Origin of the sequence: Glutamicibacter soli (assembly GCF_003309065.1) — a bacterium.
In the GTDB taxonomy this organism is placed as follows: Bacteria; Actinomycetota; Actinomycetes; order Actinomycetales; family Micrococcaceae; genus Glutamicibacter; species Glutamicibacter soli.
Genome location: NZ_POAF01000011.1, coordinates 21,035 through 36,750 on the forward strand (window position 1 = coordinate 21,035; position 15,716 = coordinate 36,750).

Annotated in this window: 16 protein-coding genes; 9 read left to right on the plus strand and 7 right to left on the minus strand. The window is 59.3% G+C overall.

All coding sequences use genetic code 11. The features are described 5' to 3' along the window. Positions 1-42: 42 nt before the first annotated feature. The 8 genes from C1H84_RS16805 (at position 43) to C1H84_RS16845 (ending at position 7,626) form a co-directional block, all read left to right on the plus strand. Entirely contained in the window at positions 43-1,080 is a 1,038-nt protein-coding gene (locus tag C1H84_RS16805) for an aromatic ring-hydroxylating dioxygenase subunit alpha (RefSeq protein WP_113608050.1), read from the plus strand. A 5-nt stretch (positions 1,081-1,085) separates the two neighbouring features. After that, positions 1,086-1,535, plus strand: coding sequence for a hypothetical protein (locus C1H84_RS16810; protein WP_113608051.1), 450 nt, complete (start codon positions 1,086-1,088; stop codon positions 1,533-1,535). Continuing rightward, complete coding sequence (locus C1H84_RS16815) at positions 1,532-2,566, plus strand: succinylglutamate desuccinylase/aspartoacylase family protein (RefSeq protein WP_113608052.1); 1,035 nt, start codon at positions 1,532-1,534, stop codon at positions 2,564-2,566. Before C1H84_RS16810 ends, C1H84_RS16815 begins: the two co-directional genes overlap by 4 nt. A gap of 58 nt (positions 2,567-2,624) precedes the next feature. Continuing rightward, positions 2,625-3,569 carry an ABC transporter substrate-binding protein gene (locus C1H84_RS16820; protein WP_113608053.1) on the plus strand — a complete coding sequence of 315 codons (945 nt, stop codon included), beginning with the start codon at positions 2,625-2,627 and terminating at the stop codon, positions 3,567-3,569. A 16-nt stretch (positions 3,570-3,585) separates the two neighbouring features. Then, entirely contained in the window at positions 3,586-4,521 is a 936-nt protein-coding gene (locus tag C1H84_RS16825) for an amino acid ABC transporter permease (protein ID WP_113608054.1), read from the plus strand. Beyond that, positions 4,518-5,297, plus strand: coding sequence for an amino acid ABC transporter ATP-binding protein (locus C1H84_RS16830; protein WP_280524265.1), 780 nt, complete (start codon positions 4,518-4,520; stop codon positions 5,295-5,297). Before C1H84_RS16825 ends, C1H84_RS16830 begins: the two co-directional genes overlap by 4 nt. Before the next feature lie 44 nt (positions 5,298-5,341). Beyond that, on the plus strand, positions 5,342-6,313 hold the full coding sequence (locus C1H84_RS16835) for a PDR/VanB family oxidoreductase (protein ID WP_113608055.1): 972 nt from the start codon (positions 5,342-5,344) through the stop codon (positions 6,311-6,313). A 590-nt stretch (positions 6,314-6,903) separates the two neighbouring features. Further along, the gene (locus C1H84_RS16845) at positions 6,904-7,626 is read left to right on the plus strand and encodes a response regulator transcription factor (protein WP_113608057.1); all 723 of its coding nucleotides are present in this window, start codon (positions 6,904-6,906) and stop codon (positions 7,624-7,626) included. Positions 7,627-7,845: 219 nt separating this feature from the next. Here the strand turns inward: C1H84_RS16845 and C1H84_RS16850 are convergent, their stop codons facing one another. Then, positions 7,846-8,112, minus strand: coding sequence for a Txe/YoeB family addiction module toxin (locus tag C1H84_RS16850; protein WP_022876887.1), 267 nt, complete (start codon positions 8,110-8,112; stop codon positions 7,846-7,848). Further along, complete coding sequence (locus C1H84_RS16855; protein WP_022876888.1) at positions 8,109-8,357, minus strand: type II toxin-antitoxin system Phd/YefM family antitoxin; 249 nt, start codon at positions 8,355-8,357, stop codon at positions 8,109-8,111. Before C1H84_RS16855 ends, C1H84_RS16850 begins: the two co-directional genes overlap by 4 nt. A gap of 142 nt (positions 8,358-8,499) precedes the next feature. Here C1H84_RS16855 and C1H84_RS16860 point away from each other — a divergent pair, with 142 nt between their 5' ends. Further along, positions 8,500-9,636, plus strand: a complete 1,137-nt coding sequence (locus tag C1H84_RS16860) for a ferrochelatase (protein WP_113608058.1) — start codon at positions 8,500-8,502, stop codon at positions 9,634-9,636. Between the two features lie 352 nt (positions 9,637-9,988). Here the strand turns inward: C1H84_RS16860 and C1H84_RS16870 are convergent, their stop codons facing one another. From C1H84_RS16870 to C1H84_RS16890, 5 genes are all read right to left on the minus strand, one after another. Continuing rightward, the gene (locus C1H84_RS16870; RefSeq protein WP_113608093.1) at positions 9,989-11,548 is read right to left on the minus strand and encodes a molybdopterin-dependent oxidoreductase; all 1,560 of its coding nucleotides are present in this window, start codon (positions 11,546-11,548) and stop codon (positions 9,989-9,991) included. 139 nt (positions 11,549-11,687) lie between these two features. Then, positions 11,688-12,494 (minus strand): anti-sigma factor, encoded by an 807-nt coding sequence (locus tag C1H84_RS16875; protein ID WP_113608059.1) that lies wholly within the window; start codon positions 12,492-12,494, stop codon positions 11,688-11,690. Then, positions 12,494-13,072 carry a sigma-70 family RNA polymerase sigma factor gene (locus C1H84_RS16880; RefSeq protein WP_113608060.1) on the minus strand — a complete coding sequence of 193 codons (579 nt, stop codon included), beginning with the start codon at positions 13,070-13,072 and terminating at the stop codon, positions 12,494-12,496. Before C1H84_RS16880 ends, C1H84_RS16875 begins: the two co-directional genes overlap by 1 nt. 148 nt (positions 13,073-13,220) lie before the next feature. Further along, positions 13,221-13,913 (minus strand): fasciclin domain-containing protein, encoded by a 693-nt coding sequence (locus C1H84_RS16885; protein WP_113608061.1) that lies wholly within the window; start codon positions 13,911-13,913, stop codon positions 13,221-13,223. Positions 13,914-14,150: 237 nt separating this feature from the next. Continuing rightward, positions 14,151-15,665 carry a MinD/ParA family ATP-binding protein gene (locus tag C1H84_RS16890; RefSeq protein WP_113608062.1) on the minus strand — a complete coding sequence of 505 codons (1,515 nt, stop codon included), beginning with the start codon at positions 15,663-15,665 and terminating at the stop codon, positions 14,151-14,153. Positions 15,666-15,716: the final 51 nt, after the last annotated feature.

Below are 15,716 nucleotides of genomic sequence, written 5' to 3' on the forward strand. Positions count from 1 at the left end.
TGAATACAATTCATGTGCCATAGATCACACAAAGGAATGAAAATGTACGTTTTGAACACCTGGTATGTGGCGGCCTGGAGCAGCGAGGTTACCCGCAAGCCGGTCAAGCGAACCATCTGCGAACAGCCGATCGTCCTGTTCCGCACCCAGGACGGCACCGCCGTAGCGCTGGCCGACCGCTGCGCGCACCGCGCCTTCCCGCTCTCCGAGGGGCGCACCATCGGGGACTCCATCGAGTGCGGCTACCACGGTTTCACCTACGGTGCCGACGGCATGTGCACCAAGGTCCCGGCGCAGAGCACCATTCCCGAGCGGGCCAAGGTCCGCAAGTACCCGCTGGTGGAAAAGGACGGCTGGATCTGGGCCTGGACGGGGGACCCGGAGCTGGCCGATCCGGCTGACGTGCCGGACACTCACTGGATGAACGACCCCGAGTGGGCCACCGTCACGCATTCGGTGCATTTCGCCTGCCGCGCCGATCTCATCCACGACAACCTGCTGGATTTGACCCACGAGTCCTTCCTGCACAAGACCACCGTGGGCGATGACTACATCTATGAACACGGCATCACCGTGGAAGTCCAGGGCTCGGTGGTCAGCGTCGACCGCCTGATGCCCTCGGTGGCAGCGCCGCCGCTGTACGCCGAGACCATGGATGCCCGCGGGTTGTTCGACCGCTTCCACTGCACCGAATTCTTCGTCCCGAACCTACACGTGTTGCACTCGGGGATCACCGGGGAAGGCAAGCCGCGCGCAGAGGGCTACCTGATCAAGGTGCTCAACGGCATCACCCCCATCGACGAGCACAATTCTTGGTACTACTACGCCTTCAGCCGTAACTTCGCGTTGGACGATGCGCAGGCCACCAAGGACCTGCACGTGGGGCTGGAAACGGTGCTGCGCGAGGACGCGGACGCCCTCCAAGCGCAGGAGCTGGGCATGCAGTCCCGCCCGGCTGGCGAGTTCGACGTGCTCATCGCCCAGGACGGCGGGGTGGCCAAGGCCCGCCGCATCCTGGCCACGCTCATCAAGCGCGAGCAGGCGGCGGCAGCCCAGCCTGTCGCCGGGGCCAAGGCGTAGCCGCCATGTGGTTGCTGGTACGCGCCGATTCGCTCGATGACTACTGGGGCGCCAACGCGCCCGCTCGTACCCTGGCGGCCTGCCCGGATACCGACGAGCGCGGGGACCCCTGGCGCTGGACCGCCACGCTGGCCGAGCATGAGCACGGAGCGGAAGTGCTCATCGACGCCGATCCGGACTACATCGGGGTGCAGACCACCGTGTACTCCGACGGGCATTCGGGGATCATCCGTAGGGCGGCAGGGCAGCAGCTGGTGCTGACCTCGCTGCGGGGGCAGGTGCTGGTGGCCGCGGTCGACGGCCCGTGGGAGCGCTGGCTGAATCCCGGAGATGTCTTCATCGTGGAAGGCGAAGAGGATGAGGAGCTGCGCATTTCGCTGGACGCAGCGGAGTCCAAGGCCTCGGCCACGCTGCTAGCCCCGCGCCGCGCGGCCGCCCTGAGGTGGGTACCATGAGCGCCGCGGCCACCGCGAACTTCACCGGGATCGATTTCTCTGCCACCGGCAAGCAGTTGGGCTACGGGCATGTGGTGCATTCGGACAACGTGCATGACGGGTCGGTGATCCCGGTGCCGCTGGCCCGGATCTCTTCGGGCCCCGGCCCGGTGGCCTTGATCGTGGCCGGTACCCACGGAGATGAATACGAGGGACAGATCCTGGCCCACGAGCTGATCCGCGAGCTGGAACCCGGGCAACTGCAGGGCACCGTGCTGGTGGTACCCGCGGCGAATTCCCCGGCGGTGCGCGCCGGGACCCGGGTCTCGCCGATCGATGCGGGAAATTTGAACCGCAGCTACCCGGGCGACGCCTCGGGCAACCCCACCGACCAGGTCGCCGCCTTGATCCGCGACCACCTGCTGCCGCAGGCGGACTTCGTGATCGACCTGCATTCGGGCGGGTCGAATGCGACCTATTTGCCCTCGACCTTCATCTACCGTGGCCCGGACGAGCAGTCCTGGCAGCGCAAGCTGAAAGCGGTGCGGGCTTTGGGGCTGCCCTATGCGATGGTCGTCCCCGAGCTGCTGGAACCCGGATCACTGTCCAGCGCCGGGGACCGGGCTGGGGTGCTGACCATCTCCACCGAGCTGTGCGGGGCGGGCACCGTGGACCGGCAGGCCCTGGAGACCATGCGCCGCGGCATGCCGCGGCTGCTGGCTGGACTCGGGATTCTCGCAGCGGCCCCCGAAGCTGCGGCCCAGGAGGCAGCCGGGGCGCCGGAAGACCCCCAATGGCTGGAGCTGCTTCCCGAATCCTCGGTGACCTCCACCGTGGGCGGCCTTTTCGAACCGCTGGTGGATCTGGGCCAACGGGTCCTTGCCGGACAGGAAGTGGCCCGCGTGCATTTCATCGATGAACTGGACCGGCCGCCGCGCACCTTCACCGCCCGTACCGATGGGATGGTGGCCATCCTGCGGCGCCCGACCCTGGTGCGGCCCGGCACCCATCTGGTGCAGATCGCACCGGAACTCGATATCCAGAACACCTGATCATTCCCTGACGTCCCTGGCACGGGCCACGGACCACCACACAAAGGAATTATTCGCCATGTTGACCAAGAAAAAAGCCGGCTTGATCGTCGGAACCTTGTTGCTGTCCCTGGCCGCAACCGGTTGTACCACGGTTTCCGAAGCTGAATCGCCGCAGGGCGGCGACGCCTCGGCCTCCGGTTCCGCTGCCAGCGGCGCACAGGCCACAGAGCTGGGCGTGGATGAGGCCGCCCGGGCGCTGCTGCCCGAGGAAATCCGCGAGGCCGGGGTACTGACCGTGGCCTCGGATCCAACCTACCCGCCCTTCGAGTACTACGACACCGACAACAAGACCTTGATCGGCTGGGATATCGACATGGGAGATGCCCTGGGTCAGGTGCTGGGCCTGGAGGTCAAGCATGTCCCGGCGACCTTCGACACGATTCTGCCCGGCCTGACCTCGGGCAAATACGACTTGGGCATGTCCACCTTCAGCGTCACAGAGGAACGGCGCAAAGCGGTGGACTTCGTGCCCTACCTGCAGGGCGGCACCGGGCTGGCGGTAGCTCCGGGCAACCCGGAGCAGCTGGCGGTCGAAGCGTCGACCCTGTGCGGCTCCTCCATCGCCGCGCAGAAGGGGTCCATCCAGTCCCTGGACATCCTGCCGAAGTTCTCCAAGGAATGCACCAAGGCCGGGGAGCCGGCAATCGACATGCAATTCTTCCCGACGCAAAATGACGCCAACCTGGCCCTGACCTCCGGCCGCGTCCAAGGTGTCATCGCCGACTCGGCGTCCCTGGCGTACCAGGGACAGCTCGCCGGCGGGAAGTTCGAGCTGGCCGACGGCCCGGACTATGAGCCGGAGCTGACCGGCACCGCCCTGGACAAGGGCAGCGAGCTGCTGCCGGCCATCCAAGCGGCCACCGCCGTGGTGCTGGAGTCCGAGGCCTATGGCCAGATCAACAGCAAGTGGGGGCTTCCCGAGAGCACCGAAATCACCGTCTCCGACGTCGTGCTGAACTAGCTGAGGTGGACAAGGAATGTCTGTGTTAACCGAACCTCGGGAGACCGCCGTGGCCCCGGATGATTACACCATCGTCAAGGCCAAGCATCCGGGCCGCTGGATATCCGCGGCAGTGATCGTTTTCGTCGCGATCTTGCTGCTGCGCTCGGTGATGACCAATCCGAACTTCGGATGGGGCACCGTCGGTATGTACCTGCGCGATGTGTCCATCGTGCGGGGCATCGGTATCACCCTGGAACTGACGGTCATCTGCATGGCGATCGGCATCGTGCTGGGAGTCGTCCTGGCTGTCATGCGGATCGCCGCGAACCCGGTGGTACGCACCGCGGCCTTCGCCTACGTGAACTTCTTCCGTGGCACCCCGGTGCTGGTGCAGCTGCTGTTCTGGTACAACCTGGCGGCGCTGTACCCCTCCATCAGCTTCGGCATCCCCGGGCTGGACCTGGACGCGAACCGGATCATCACCCCGATGACCGCCGCGATCCTGGGCCTGGGTTTGAATCAGGCGGCGTACATGTCGGAGATCGTCCGCGCCGGGATCCTCTCGGTGGAGCACGGGCAGTCCGAAGCGGCCGGCGCGCTGGGCATCAACCGGCTGCAGACCATGCGTCGGATCATCCTGCCGCAGGCCATGCGGGTGATCATCCCGCCTACCGGCAACGAGACCATCGGGATGCTTAAGACCACAGCGCTGGTGTCGGTCATCTCGGTGCCCGAGCTGCTGTACTCCTCGCAGATCATTTATGCGCGGAACTTCGAAACGATCCCGCTGCTGATGGTGGCCAGCATCTGGTACATCGTGGTGACTTCGATTTTGAGTATCGGCCAGTACTATCTGGAACGCCACTATGCCAAGGGCGGTCAACGCAGCCTGCCGCCGACCCCGTGGCAGCAACTCAAGCGCATCGTGCGGGTCCATGCCCCGCTGACTTCCAAGGGAGCAATCAAATGAGTGCCGTCGCCGCGATTGAACCGATGATCAAAGCCGATGCGATTCGCAAGAACTACGGGCGACTTGAGGTGCTCAAGGGCATCGACCTGCAGGTGCAGCAAGGAGAAGTTGTTTGCCTGATAGGACCGTCCGGGTCGGGCAAGTCAACGCTGCTGCGCTGCATCAACCACCTGGAGACCCTCGACGCCGGGCGCATGTGGGTGGACGGAGCGGTCATGGGATATGACCTCAAGGGCAGCAAGCTGCATGAGCAATCCCATGCCCGGATCTGCCGCAGCAGGGTGGAGATCGGCATGGTGTTCCAGCACTTCAACCTCTTCCCGCACATGACTGTGCTGGAAAACTTGATAGAGGCGCCGCGGCTGGTGCTCAGGGAAAAACGCTCCGTGGCGACCCAGCGGGCGCTGAAACTGCTCGAATCGGTCGGGTTGGGCGACAAGGCCAAGGCCTACCCGCGTCAGCTGTCCGGAGGCCAGCAGCAGCGCGTGGCGATCGCCCGGGCGCTGTGCATGAAACCTAAGGTGATGCTATTCGACGAGCCGACCTCCGCATTGGATCCGGAACTGGTGGGTGAAGTCCTGAAGGTGATGAAGGATCTGGCAGCTACCGGCATGACAATGGTCGTGGTGACCCACGAAATGAATTTCGCCCGCGACGTCGCAGACCGGGTGGTGTTCATGGACGACGGCCATGTGGTGGAACAGGGTCCAGCAGCGGAAGTTATCGGTAACCCGCAGCATGAACGCACGCGGGCCTTCCTGGCCTCCGTGCTTTGAGCGCGAGCGAAAATCCGCTGAACGATCCGGAAAGGAGACAAAAGATGTCGACCCTGGAATTCTTTGAAACCGAAGTGCACCGCTTGACCGCCGAGTCCGACGGTGTGCTGTCCATGGACCTGCGCCACCCGCAGGGACACCAGCTGCCCGAATGGAGCGCCGGTGCGCATCTGGACCTGCGGCTGCCCAATGGCTTGGTGCGCCAATATTCGTTGTGCTCGGACCCTGGACGCCGGGACATCTGGCGGTTGGCGGTCCTGCGCGAACCGGCTGGCCGCGGAGGCTCGGCCTTTGTGCACGATCAACTGCGGCCCGGGGCGAAAATCGAGGTCCGCGGCCCGAAGAACAACTTCGCCCTGGCCCCGGCCAAGGAGTATCTGTTCCTGGCCGGAGGGATCGGGATCACCCCGATCATGCCAATGTTGCGGGCTGCCGCGGCCGGGGATACCCCCTGGCGCCTGGTCTACTTGGGGCGCAGCCGAAGGAGTATGGCCTTCCTCGATGAGTTGGCTGGTTACGGGGAGAACGTGCAGATCCATGCCGATGACGAACACGGACGGTTCGCCTTGGATGAGCTGCTGGCCGACCCCGCCGGAACCTTCGACCTTTACACTTGTGGTCCGGGGCCGTTGCTGACGGTCATCGAGGGACTCGCCGCGCAGTGGGCCGACCCTTCGCGACTGCATTTCGAACGATTTGTCGTGGATCCCGAAAAAGCCGCGGAGGCGGTTGCGCCGCATGACGGCGATCATGAGTTCATGGTTGAAAGTACCGATGGCAGTGAAGTGCTGGTGCCCGTGGGCACCAGCATCTTGCAGGCGCTGGAAAATGCAGGAAAGACACCGCTGAACTCCTGCCGCGAGGGGATCTGCGGCACCTGCGAGACTGCGGTGGTGTCGGGGGAGATCGATCACCGCGACTCGTTGCTCTCGGAGGAGGAACAGGAAGCCGGCGACACCATGATGATCTGCGTTTCACGGTGCAAGGGCAAGCGGCTGGTGCTGGACTTGGAATGATGCTGGCGTCGGGGGCCAAGGCTATGCCAGCCATGAGCACTGGAAGCTAGCATAGGAGGGCTTCGTCATGCAAGGCCAAAGCCTCACTCTATACAAAAAATTTCGAGACTTATCTTTAGCTAGTCTGGACTGGCTGACAGGATAGAAGCCGACCGGTCCACCTGTAGTGCTCTGCACCTGCCATCCGAGTCATAAAACGTTCGAGTGATTCCAAGAACTGCTCGGCCATGTCGTTCAAACGAATGGACGCAGGTTGCTTCAGGCCTTCATCATTCCCCTTCTTATCGGCTTTTAGGTACTGGACAGAACGACGCTCGTGGCGACATAGCAGATCGTCAGCCACAAAGTCGAAGAACCCTTCGACCTGAGCGATCCTCAATGAATAGACGGGAGTGAAATACATGAATCTCAGATGGCGCACGAAGAACGTCTCTTTCAAGGAGCACACAATCCCCTCCAAAGGAGTATCTGTGCGCTCAGTGAAGTTCAGAACTAGTTTCTTGAGTCAAAAGTTCATAAATACAATCCAGATGTTCCCCAATACGTAGAATGGGGAATTCTGGAAGAATTATCTTAAGGAAGAACCACAAGTGGACAACGATCAGTTCCCAGCAGCTGCCGTGCCCAAGACGCGGATACATCTTGTCGATGCCGATGCGTTTTCCAGAAGCGCGATTATCAGCCAACTTGGCGAGACCAGCGATCTGATCGTTGAAAGCCACTATGACACCGTCGCCGAGGCTCTTTCTCAAAAAGAATTCCAAACACCGGACATGCTCCTGATTAACTCTGAAAACAATGATCCTATGAGCAATCAGGGTATAAACGCAGCAGTGCGGGATCTTTCACGCTGTAAGGTCGCGCTCTTGACACTAGGCAGCTCGATGCAGACGTTGAATGATGCCTATGAGTCTGGAATCGCCGGGGTCATTTCAAAACGCATGGTTAGCGCCGGCCTGGCTACCTATGTCCGAGCAATCGCTGAGGGATACTGGGTTTTCATGCGGCCAGAAGCCGGTGGGCCCACTGGTGGCTATCCCTTGCGTGAAGGAATATATAAGAGTTACATTCGCAATCTCAGTCCACTTTCGTATGACATTCTCAGACACGTAGCTTTGGGCTTGACCAATGCGCAGATCGCAAGAAGAGTCCTCGTCAGTGAAGGCACTGTTAAAAAGCGTCTTACAGATATGTGCTTCGAACTGGGTATCTCAAAGCGAGTCCATTTAACGGTGATTGCCTGTGATGCGGGCGTAGTTAGGGCAAAAGATCTACTGAGTTTGAACCCTGAGGAGTCAGGGAGTACGGTGTAGATTCCGCTAGGCCCGGCTGCAAGATTGGCTCCTTGTTGACGAAGCCTCTGGAAATTGCCGGGTGCGAGAGATACCCGGATATTCAATGAATCATTGTCCCTCAAGTCCGTATGGTCCTACAAAACAATAGCCTTTACTTTACATAAGATAGGTTATCGGCGAGACGAATTCACTCAGGGGAGTGGGCCCCAGGGGGACCAAGAACGCCAAAAGGCGGTGTCAGTAGTGGTATTTCGCTTGAAGAATCGTCACTGCACGGTCATCAGCGATATACACCAATCGGTTGACGTCATCGATGCGTCGCGACCAGGCGCCAGCTAATGCATGCTTCAACGGTTCAGGCTTTCCGATACCTTCAAAAGGATCATCACGGAGCACGTCCTCGATCAGCACGTTGATTCGTTTGAGTGTTTTACGATCCTGGGTCTGCCAATAGACGTAGTCTTCCCATCCACCGGCGGTCCAGGTCAGAAGCCTATCGCTCACGGTTCGATGAGCCCGTGTTCTGCAGTCTGGTCATTGCGTGCCGCTTCCAAGGCTGCGAGCAGACGTACTGCGTTTTTGGGTGAGCGCAGTAGGTGGCTGGTTTCGACGAGGGAGTCGTACTCGTCTTTCGACATGAGCACTGCGGACCCACGCTTGGACATGATTTCAACCTCGGTGTGGTCCAGGTTCACTCGTTCGATAAGACCAAACAAGTCGCGTCGCGCTTCGCTGGTGGTGATTGCCATGCCGCCTCCTAGTGGTACTAGATATGGTACCACTCTAGTTATCTTCTCAGGCAACTTCAAGAATAAAACGGCAAACTCGGCAAAGCTGGAGACACCCTGAATGAGGGACTTACGCTTTTTCTACAGTACGTAAAATTCAGGCATGGAAAGCAGCAATCTAACCCCCTTCGACGCAGTCATCCTCATGTCCTTCGGCGGACCGGAGAAAGATGAAGATGTTCTTCCGTTTCTGCAGAATGTCACTGCGGGGCGAGGCATCCCGGATGAGCGACTAGTCCAAGTAGGTGAACACTATTACGGGTTCGGCGGGAAGTCCCCCATCAACGACCAGAACCGCCAGCTACTAGAAGCCCTGCGTCAAGAGTTCGAACAACGTGGAATCACGACGCCAGTATTGTGGGGCAACCGCAACTGGGATCCTTACCTCACTGACACCGTACGCGACTTCGCCAAAAGGACGGGAGGATCGCGATTCCTTGCCATCGATACCTCCGCGTATTCTTGCTATTCCTCGTGCCGGCAGTATCGCGAAGATTTCGCCCAGACCCAAAATGTCCTGGCCCAAGAAGGTATCGAGGTATCTTTCGAGAAGATCCGACAGTACTATAACCATCCCGGCTTTGCCTACGCGGAATTGGATTGCGTGCATCGCGGACTCACCGAATTGATCCAGAAAGTCGGGGCTTTAGACCCGCAGAAGCACCGTTTGCTCTATGTCACTCATTCGATCCCTCTAGCAATGCAAGAAGCCTCAGAGCGGCGCACTGCTGGGTATCGTGAACAGCATCTGCAGCTGATCGAATGGATCAATCGAGAACTGGGAGACAAGCAGCCGTTAAATGCTGAGCTTGTCTTCTGTTCTCGTTCTGGTTCACCCCGGACTCCGTGGTTGGAGCCTGATATCAATGATCGACTCGAGGAGCTCGCCAGCTCGGGCGTGGAAGGTGTAGTCGTTGTTCCGCTGGGATTCGTGTCCGATCATATGGAAGTGAAATACGATCTTGATACTGAGGCAGCGCAGACTGCCAAGGATCTTGGACTGGATTATGTGCGGGCAGCGACTGTTGGGGTTGATCCAGTGTTTGTGTCGGGGCTTGTTGATGCCGCCCTGGAGCGGGCGGCTCAGTATCGCGGGGAACCGGTCGATTCTCCTGCGGTGACTCCCGAAGGCCCGTTGAGCCCAGGTAGCGGATCCTGTTCGACGACCTGCTGCATGGGAAGGGATCAGAAGCCGACAACACCTAACTGGGATTCCCTAACGTCGAGTAACCGACCCTAACAATCCAAAGAGTATCTGCGGGTATGAGGGCTACTAAGAAGTGAAGACACTGCGGTTCTTGAATCTTGATGGCTTGGCCGGTTGCTTCATCGAAGAAAGAGCTTAACGAGTTACTCAAATAAAGAGGGGCGAGATGGGCCGTACACCCATCTCGCCCCTCTTCATAGAATTACTAGGTGCGTTTAGCGCACCTGAATTTCGGTAGCCTGGGGACCCTTAGCGCCCGCTTCAAGCTTGTATTCAACGGTTTGGCCTTCTTCAAAGTTCTTGAAACCGAAGCCCTTTTCGGAGTTGAATAGAGTGGATGGTTCAAGGTCTTGACGGCTTGCCAGTTCCTAGCGCATGGTTTCTGCTATTCGACACTGAATTGCAGCCGGTGCCAGCCGGAGGAACCGTTTGGAACAGGCGCTGCGGTGTCTTCTGTCTGCAGTTCGCCCTGGGCATTGGTCATGCGGACAGTTGCAGAGTGATTGCCTGCAGTAGCATCACTCCATTCGAACCGCCACTGACGCCAGGTGTCTGCGGAGAGTTCGGTGGCGAGTTCGACCTCTTGCCACGGCCCGTTATCAATACGGATCTCTACTTTGGAAACTCCCGTGGTTTGAGCCCAGGCGGTGCCACCGAAGACAACTTTTCCGGCGGGCAGCTTTGCGAAGGACCGTGGGGTGTCAATCCTGGAAGACATCTTGATTGGTCCTCGTTCCGACCAACCTCTAGTCGTCCAGTAGGCTGCTTTGTCTTGGAATCTTGTCACTTCCAGATCAACCACCCATTTGGTGGCCGAAACGTACCCGTAAAGTCCAGGAACCACCATGCGCACCGGAAAACCGTGTTCGAGTGGCAGCGGTTCGTTGTTCATTCCGATGGCCAGCAGGGCTTCGCGACTATCGGTGAGCGCTTCTAGCGGCGTAGAGGCACTGAAGCCGTCGATGGAGGTGGAAAGGACCATATCGGCACCCGGTAATGGTTTGGCTTGGGCTAGCAGTTCTCGTAGTGGGTAGCCAAGCCATTTGGCGTTACCAACGAGGTCGCCACCTACTGGGTTGGAAACACAGGTCAAGGTGAGGTAGTGCTCGACAAGGTCCATATCTAAGAGTTCATTGAATGTGAGTGTGAATTCCTTCTCGACCATTCCGTGAATTCTTAATGACCAGTCTTGGGGGTCGATCTGCGGCACGGACAGGGCTGTGTCGATCCGATAGAAGTCCTGGTTCGGTGTGACGAATCGGGCGGCGCCGGGGACGTCCAGTTCAGCGCCTGGGGGCGGGGCTTGAGCTTTCACTTTCGCGGGGGGAAGACCAAGGGCTGCGCGGGCTGACTCGGCGGTATTCCTAAGGGTCCGCAGGGCGTGGGTTGCGCCAACGGCGAGCAATCCAAGTGCCACGGTGCCGGCTGATCCGAGGAGAAATTTTCTTCGGGATGTTGTGTTTTCGGCCTGGGGCTGGTCCGTTGGTGCAGCGGCACCGGTAGCCATATTGGTAAGAAGTGTGAGTGTTCCCAGGCCTAATACGGTGCCAACGATCGTCGGTATTAGATCCAGGAAGTTTGTTGCTGAGCGGCTCAGCACCGAGGCACCTAGTAGTACTGATAGCCCCAAAACCAAGATCATTCCGAGTGCGAGGCTCCGCGCTGCGGCAAGTCCGACGGCGGCGGCTAAGAGGGCGGCGGTGATCGATAGGGTGATGAATAGAAAAAGCTTGTCGTTGGTGCCGAATAAGCCGATGGCAAGATCTTTGAGCCATGGCGGGGTGAAGTCAATGATTGTTGACCCGAGGGCGACGAATGGTGCTGAAGCAGTCCCGAAAAATGTGGACACTGCTTGAGCGGTCGTGAAAAGGACAATGGCTGAGCAGATGCCAGCTATTGGATAGCGCCAGATATGACGCTTGTTTGTTCTTTGGCTTTGCTCCATGTCACTGAACCCCACACTTCGTTGCGGTGTGTTCGGATGCGTTACTCGAACACCGGATAAGTCCTATTCGGAGTCATCCTGCGTCTGGATTGGATTTCACGGAATTGTCCCGTGGGCGCTGTATGGTTGGCGGTCGTTTCTATAGGCTTTGCAAGAGGATTGGTTCGGTGGTCGGAGCAGGTGATCCCGTTGCGGGTTCCACTGTGATCCCGAAGTGGGTGATTCCTTCCATTGAACCGGTAATCATTGCTGTTGCTGAAGCGTTTGAAAGGTCTAGCATGCCGGCAGGGGTGGCTTTCTCAGCGGAGATGAGCCACAGTTCATAGCCTTTCCCTTCTGGAAGTTTGGGCATTGAGTGGGTTGACACGGCCATGGCGCCAGACTCTGCGGAGTAGGAAAGTTTAATTGTTGCACCGTCATCTAGCGTCTGGGATTTGGACTGCATGTCTGGGGCGCTCAAGATCTGCATCATGGTGTCCCGCTCGCTCTTGGTAGCCTGAATCAGGGTATTCATCTGCTGCTGCTGAGTATTCAGGTTCCATACCATCGCGCCAAGTGCACCAGAAGCGACAAGTAAGATCCCCGCGGCCAGCGCAAAGAACTTCTGCGACTTTTTGCGAGCCTTCCGCATGCTTTCGGCAGGTGCATTAGCAGGATATGGCAGAGCTTTTGCCTCCGTTGCGAAACGCACGGCCTGGGTTTCAGGGACGCTGGCAGGGATCTGTTCCACGGTGCGAATCGCATCCATGACGTTCGTCTTAATTCTCGGTGGCGGCTGGATCGCAGGAACAGTAAGACCGAGGTAGGCAGCAGTCTGTTGCAGCGAGTCAAGTTCTTGACTGGCCGTATCGGAGGTGGCCGCGTGCTGCAGTACCTCATCTCGTTCAGTTTGGTTCAGCGCGTTCAGTGCGAAGCCGCTGAACAGCTCACTCTTGTGCTTGTCCATCACGCGACTCCCATCAAATCTCGTAGTTTCTTCATTCCGTCTCGTATGCCGGATTGAACCGTGCCCACTGGTAGTTGGAGATGCTCGGCGATCTCACAGTGCGTTAGACCTCCGAAATAGGCCAGTTGGATCGCCTCTCGCTGCGCTTTAGTCAGCTGGCGGAGGGCCGTAGTCATGCGTTCGCCCTCATTCTGGAATGCCGTCCCATCTTCCAAACGGTGATCGCTTTCTTGAGGGGTTCTAGCATCGATTATCAGGTCAGGTTCAGGGCACTGTGGTGTCGAGTGGATCTGATCCACGGCGCAGCGGTGGGCGATCGTCAACAGCCACGTTAGCGCGGTAGTTCGCCGGGGGTCGAAGCTAGCGGCATGCTGCCAAGCATCGACAAAGATTTTTTGGGTGACTTCCTCATTATGAGCCTCATCGCGCATCAGACGGCTAACTAGACCGAAGACTTGAGGGGCAAATCGATCATAGAGCTGCTCAAAAGCTGCTTCGTTTCCTCGCGCTACCTGAAGCACGAGAGCTTCATCCGGAGTAGACCCGCCGGAAGGTTCGCTTGATCGTTTCGGAATCATGGATTCAAGGATCTCACACTGCTAAGGATCATTTGTCTCACCCCCTGACATGCGTGCAGGCCGGGCGGTGGGTAGACAGAAGCCAGAGAACGAACAGTAGCTAGATTCCAACCGCTCATTCCCTGGCTTCTTCAGGGGTGGTCTTGTGTTACTTCTTTGCTGGCGGCATCAGCACCGAATCCACGAGGTAAACGGTGGCGTTGGCAGTCTGGACTCCGCCGCAGATGACCTTGGCGTCGTTGACCATCAGATCATCGCCGCTGCCGCTGACCTTGACCGTGTCGCCTTCCACAGTTTTCAGGTCGCCGGAGAGTTCATCGGGGGTCATCTGCCCGGGCACCACGTGGTAAGTCAGTACCTTGGTGAGCATGTCAGCATCTTCGGTAACAGCCTTCAAATCTTTTTCCGGAATAGCCTTGAATGCATCGTCTACTGGGGCGAAGACCGTGAATTCATCGCCGTTGAGGGTATCGACGAGGTCAACGTCCTTGTTGAGTTCTCCTGAGACAGCCTTGGTCAGGGTGGTCAGCAAGGGGTTATTGGATGCGGCAACGGCTACCGGGTCTTTAGCCATGCCCGCAACTGAACCGTCGCCCTCGGGCACTGCTTCAGCGTATGCGGCACATCCTGGGCCGACCAGGTTTGCTGCTGGATCCATCGCGGACTCGCTCGACATTTCAGTATCTTCCGGCATTGAGCTGCTTGGCGCCATGCTTGATGCCGTGGCCTCACTGCTTGGAGCGGATTCGGAGGCGTTGTCCATCGAGCAGGCACTGAGCCCAAATGCGGCCAATGCGGCAATCGAGAGCAGTCCAACCGTCTTGCGCTGCATGCTTTTCATGTCGTTCTCCTTGACTGGTGACCCGCGAGGGGTCAGTCGGTTTCCAAACCACGGGTTTGGTTTGTCATGAGGCATTCGACGCCATAGGCAGTACGGATTGGATTTCTCTGAAAAAAGTTTTCGTTCAGTGACACTGTCTTGCAAACGACCGCAAGTTTCTCCAAAGAGTTAGCTCAAGAGAAGTTTGCAGCCTGGCCCTGTCGCAAAGGCAGGAGGAACTCAACGCACATCTCATTTTCATAGTCCCCTTGCGACTGCTGCACCGGCTGCCAGCCATGCCCGCTGCGTAGCTGGTCGTAGCGCGTCATAGCGAAGAATGCCGTCCACCATCGCTGGATCAAATGGGATCGTTGCCACATCGCGAGCCAAGGTCTTGTAGCCGTCCGCGACGCGCTGCACGTCGGCGCCGGTGGCTTTGGAATCAGCTTGGGTTACCACGGCTACGGCGTTCTGTGCCAGGGCGTGGGCCTTGTCGTTCTGCTGCGCGAGCGCTTCCAGCAGCAGCGCGCCGGCTTCGGCGTGGTCATCCCGGGTCGTGGTGGCCACGACGAGCTGATCGGTGTGGTCGATCATGCGCCGCCACATCGGATCTGACTCGTCATTGCCCGAGTCAATGAAGATCAGCCGGTAATACTTCGAGGCCACCCGGTGGATCGCGTCCACGTCGGCTGCGTCTACGCGTTGGGCGCTGGCCAGCTCCATCGGCTTGGAGCGCAGCACGTCGAACCGATCGCGGGTCTGGTGGTGCACGAAATGGGCGAGGTCTGCCGATTGCGCCCCAGTGCCTAAGAGTTTTTCGGATTCGGGCAGCAGCTCCAACAAGGTCGCTTCGTGCGGGCCTTGTTCGGTGCGCCAGCCCAGGGTGCCTCGGGTCTGGTTGTTATCCCAAGCCAGCACCCCGGCTCCGCCGTAGCGGGCGAAGATCGCACTGAGCAGCACGGTGGTGGGGGTTTTCCCGGCTCCGCCTTTGCCGTTCACGATGGCGATGGTACGTGGCCCTGGCCAGTGCTGGCTCACGGCTTGCACATCGGCGCGTTCGGCGCGTTCGTTCTCGCTGGGGGCCATGCGGATGCCGAGGCGGGTCATGGTGCCGCGCCAGCCTTGGGTGGCGGGTTCTTCGACTTGTTCCTGGGTGAGGAAGCTTTGGCGGGCTTCGCGCCGGGTTGCAGGTGCCTCGTCTGGTGCGGGAACGGTGTGGGATTGGGTTTTCTGGGCGAACGGGTTCGACTGCTGGGCTTTGGGCGCTGCAGCATCAGGGGCCGGGGTGGCGCTCTGGCGCGTGTCGGCAACTTGGGCGGGTTCCATCGCTGGTTTCTCCGGTTCGGGTGTAGTTTCTGCGGTGGCTGGCGGCTCGGGCGCTGCGGCGGTGGCTTCTTCACTCATTGCTGGTTCTGCGGTGGCTGCTGGTTCTTCGATGACAGCCGTTTCAGCGTTGGCCACGTGCGTGACCGGACTATCGACACGGCGGCGGCGCGCGGCAGGCTTGTCACTGCTAGCCGGCGGCGTGGTGGTGTCTGGTTCCACGGTGCCATCGGGGTGGACTTTGACCGGCCAGGAGCCTTGGGCATCGTGCATCACTGCGCGCACGGCGGCACCGCGTTGCTTGGCGTGTTTGCTGACCAGTTCCACGGTTTCTACCCGGGCGGCAGATTCGCTGTCTGCGGCGAACTCGTGGATGATGCCTTGGATGTTCACGGTGGCGGTGCCGTCTTTGTTGACGGTCGCTTCGATGAGTTCTTCGGTGGTGCTCATGATGTACTCGCTTTCTTCACACTGGGATAGCTCTGTAGGCGATACGACTCA

Coding starts and splice junctions, on each gene's coding strand:
- C1H84_RS16805 (WP_113608050.1), top strand. CDS start 43: ATGTACGTTTTGAACACCTGGTATGTGGCGGCCTGGAGCAGCGAGGTT.
- C1H84_RS16810 (WP_113608051.1), top strand. CDS start 1,086: ATGTGGTTGCTGGTACGCGCCGATTCGCTCGATGACTACTGGGGCGCC.
- C1H84_RS16815 (WP_113608052.1), top strand. CDS start 1,532: ATGAGCGCCGCGGCCACCGCGAACTTCACCGGGATCGATTTCTCTGCC.
- C1H84_RS16820 (WP_113608053.1), top strand. CDS start 2,625: ATGTTGACCAAGAAAAAAGCCGGCTTGATCGTCGGAACCTTGTTGCTG.
- C1H84_RS16825 (WP_113608054.1), top strand. CDS start 3,586: ATGTCTGTGTTAACCGAACCTCGGGAGACCGCCGTGGCCCCGGATGAT.
- C1H84_RS16830 (WP_280524265.1), top strand. CDS start 4,518: ATGAGTGCCGTCGCCGCGATTGAACCGATGATCAAAGCCGATGCGATT.
- C1H84_RS16835 (WP_113608055.1), top strand. CDS start 5,342: ATGTCGACCCTGGAATTCTTTGAAACCGAAGTGCACCGCTTGACCGCC.
- C1H84_RS16855 (WP_022876888.1), bottom strand. CDS start 8,357: ATGGCAATCACCACCAGCGAAGCGCGACGCGACTTGTTTGGTCTTATC.
- C1H84_RS16860 (WP_113608058.1), top strand. CDS start 8,500: ATGGAAAGCAGCAATCTAACCCCCTTCGACGCAGTCATCCTCATGTCC.
- C1H84_RS16870 (WP_113608093.1), bottom strand. CDS start 11,548: ATGGAGCAAAGCCAAAGAACAAACAAGCGTCATATCTGGCGCTATCCA.
- C1H84_RS16875 (WP_113608059.1), bottom strand. CDS start 12,494: ATGGACAAGCACAAGAGTGAGCTGTTCAGCGGCTTCGCACTGAACGCG.
- C1H84_RS16880 (WP_113608060.1), bottom strand. CDS start 13,072: ATGATTCCGAAACGATCAAGCGAACCTTCCGGCGGGTCTACTCCGGAT.
- C1H84_RS16885 (WP_113608061.1), bottom strand. CDS start 13,913: ATGAAAAGCATGCAGCGCAAGACGGTTGGACTGCTCTCGATTGCCGCA.
- C1H84_RS16890 (WP_113608062.1), bottom strand. CDS start 15,665: ATGAGCACCACCGAAGAACTCATCGAAGCGACCGTCAACAAAGACGGC.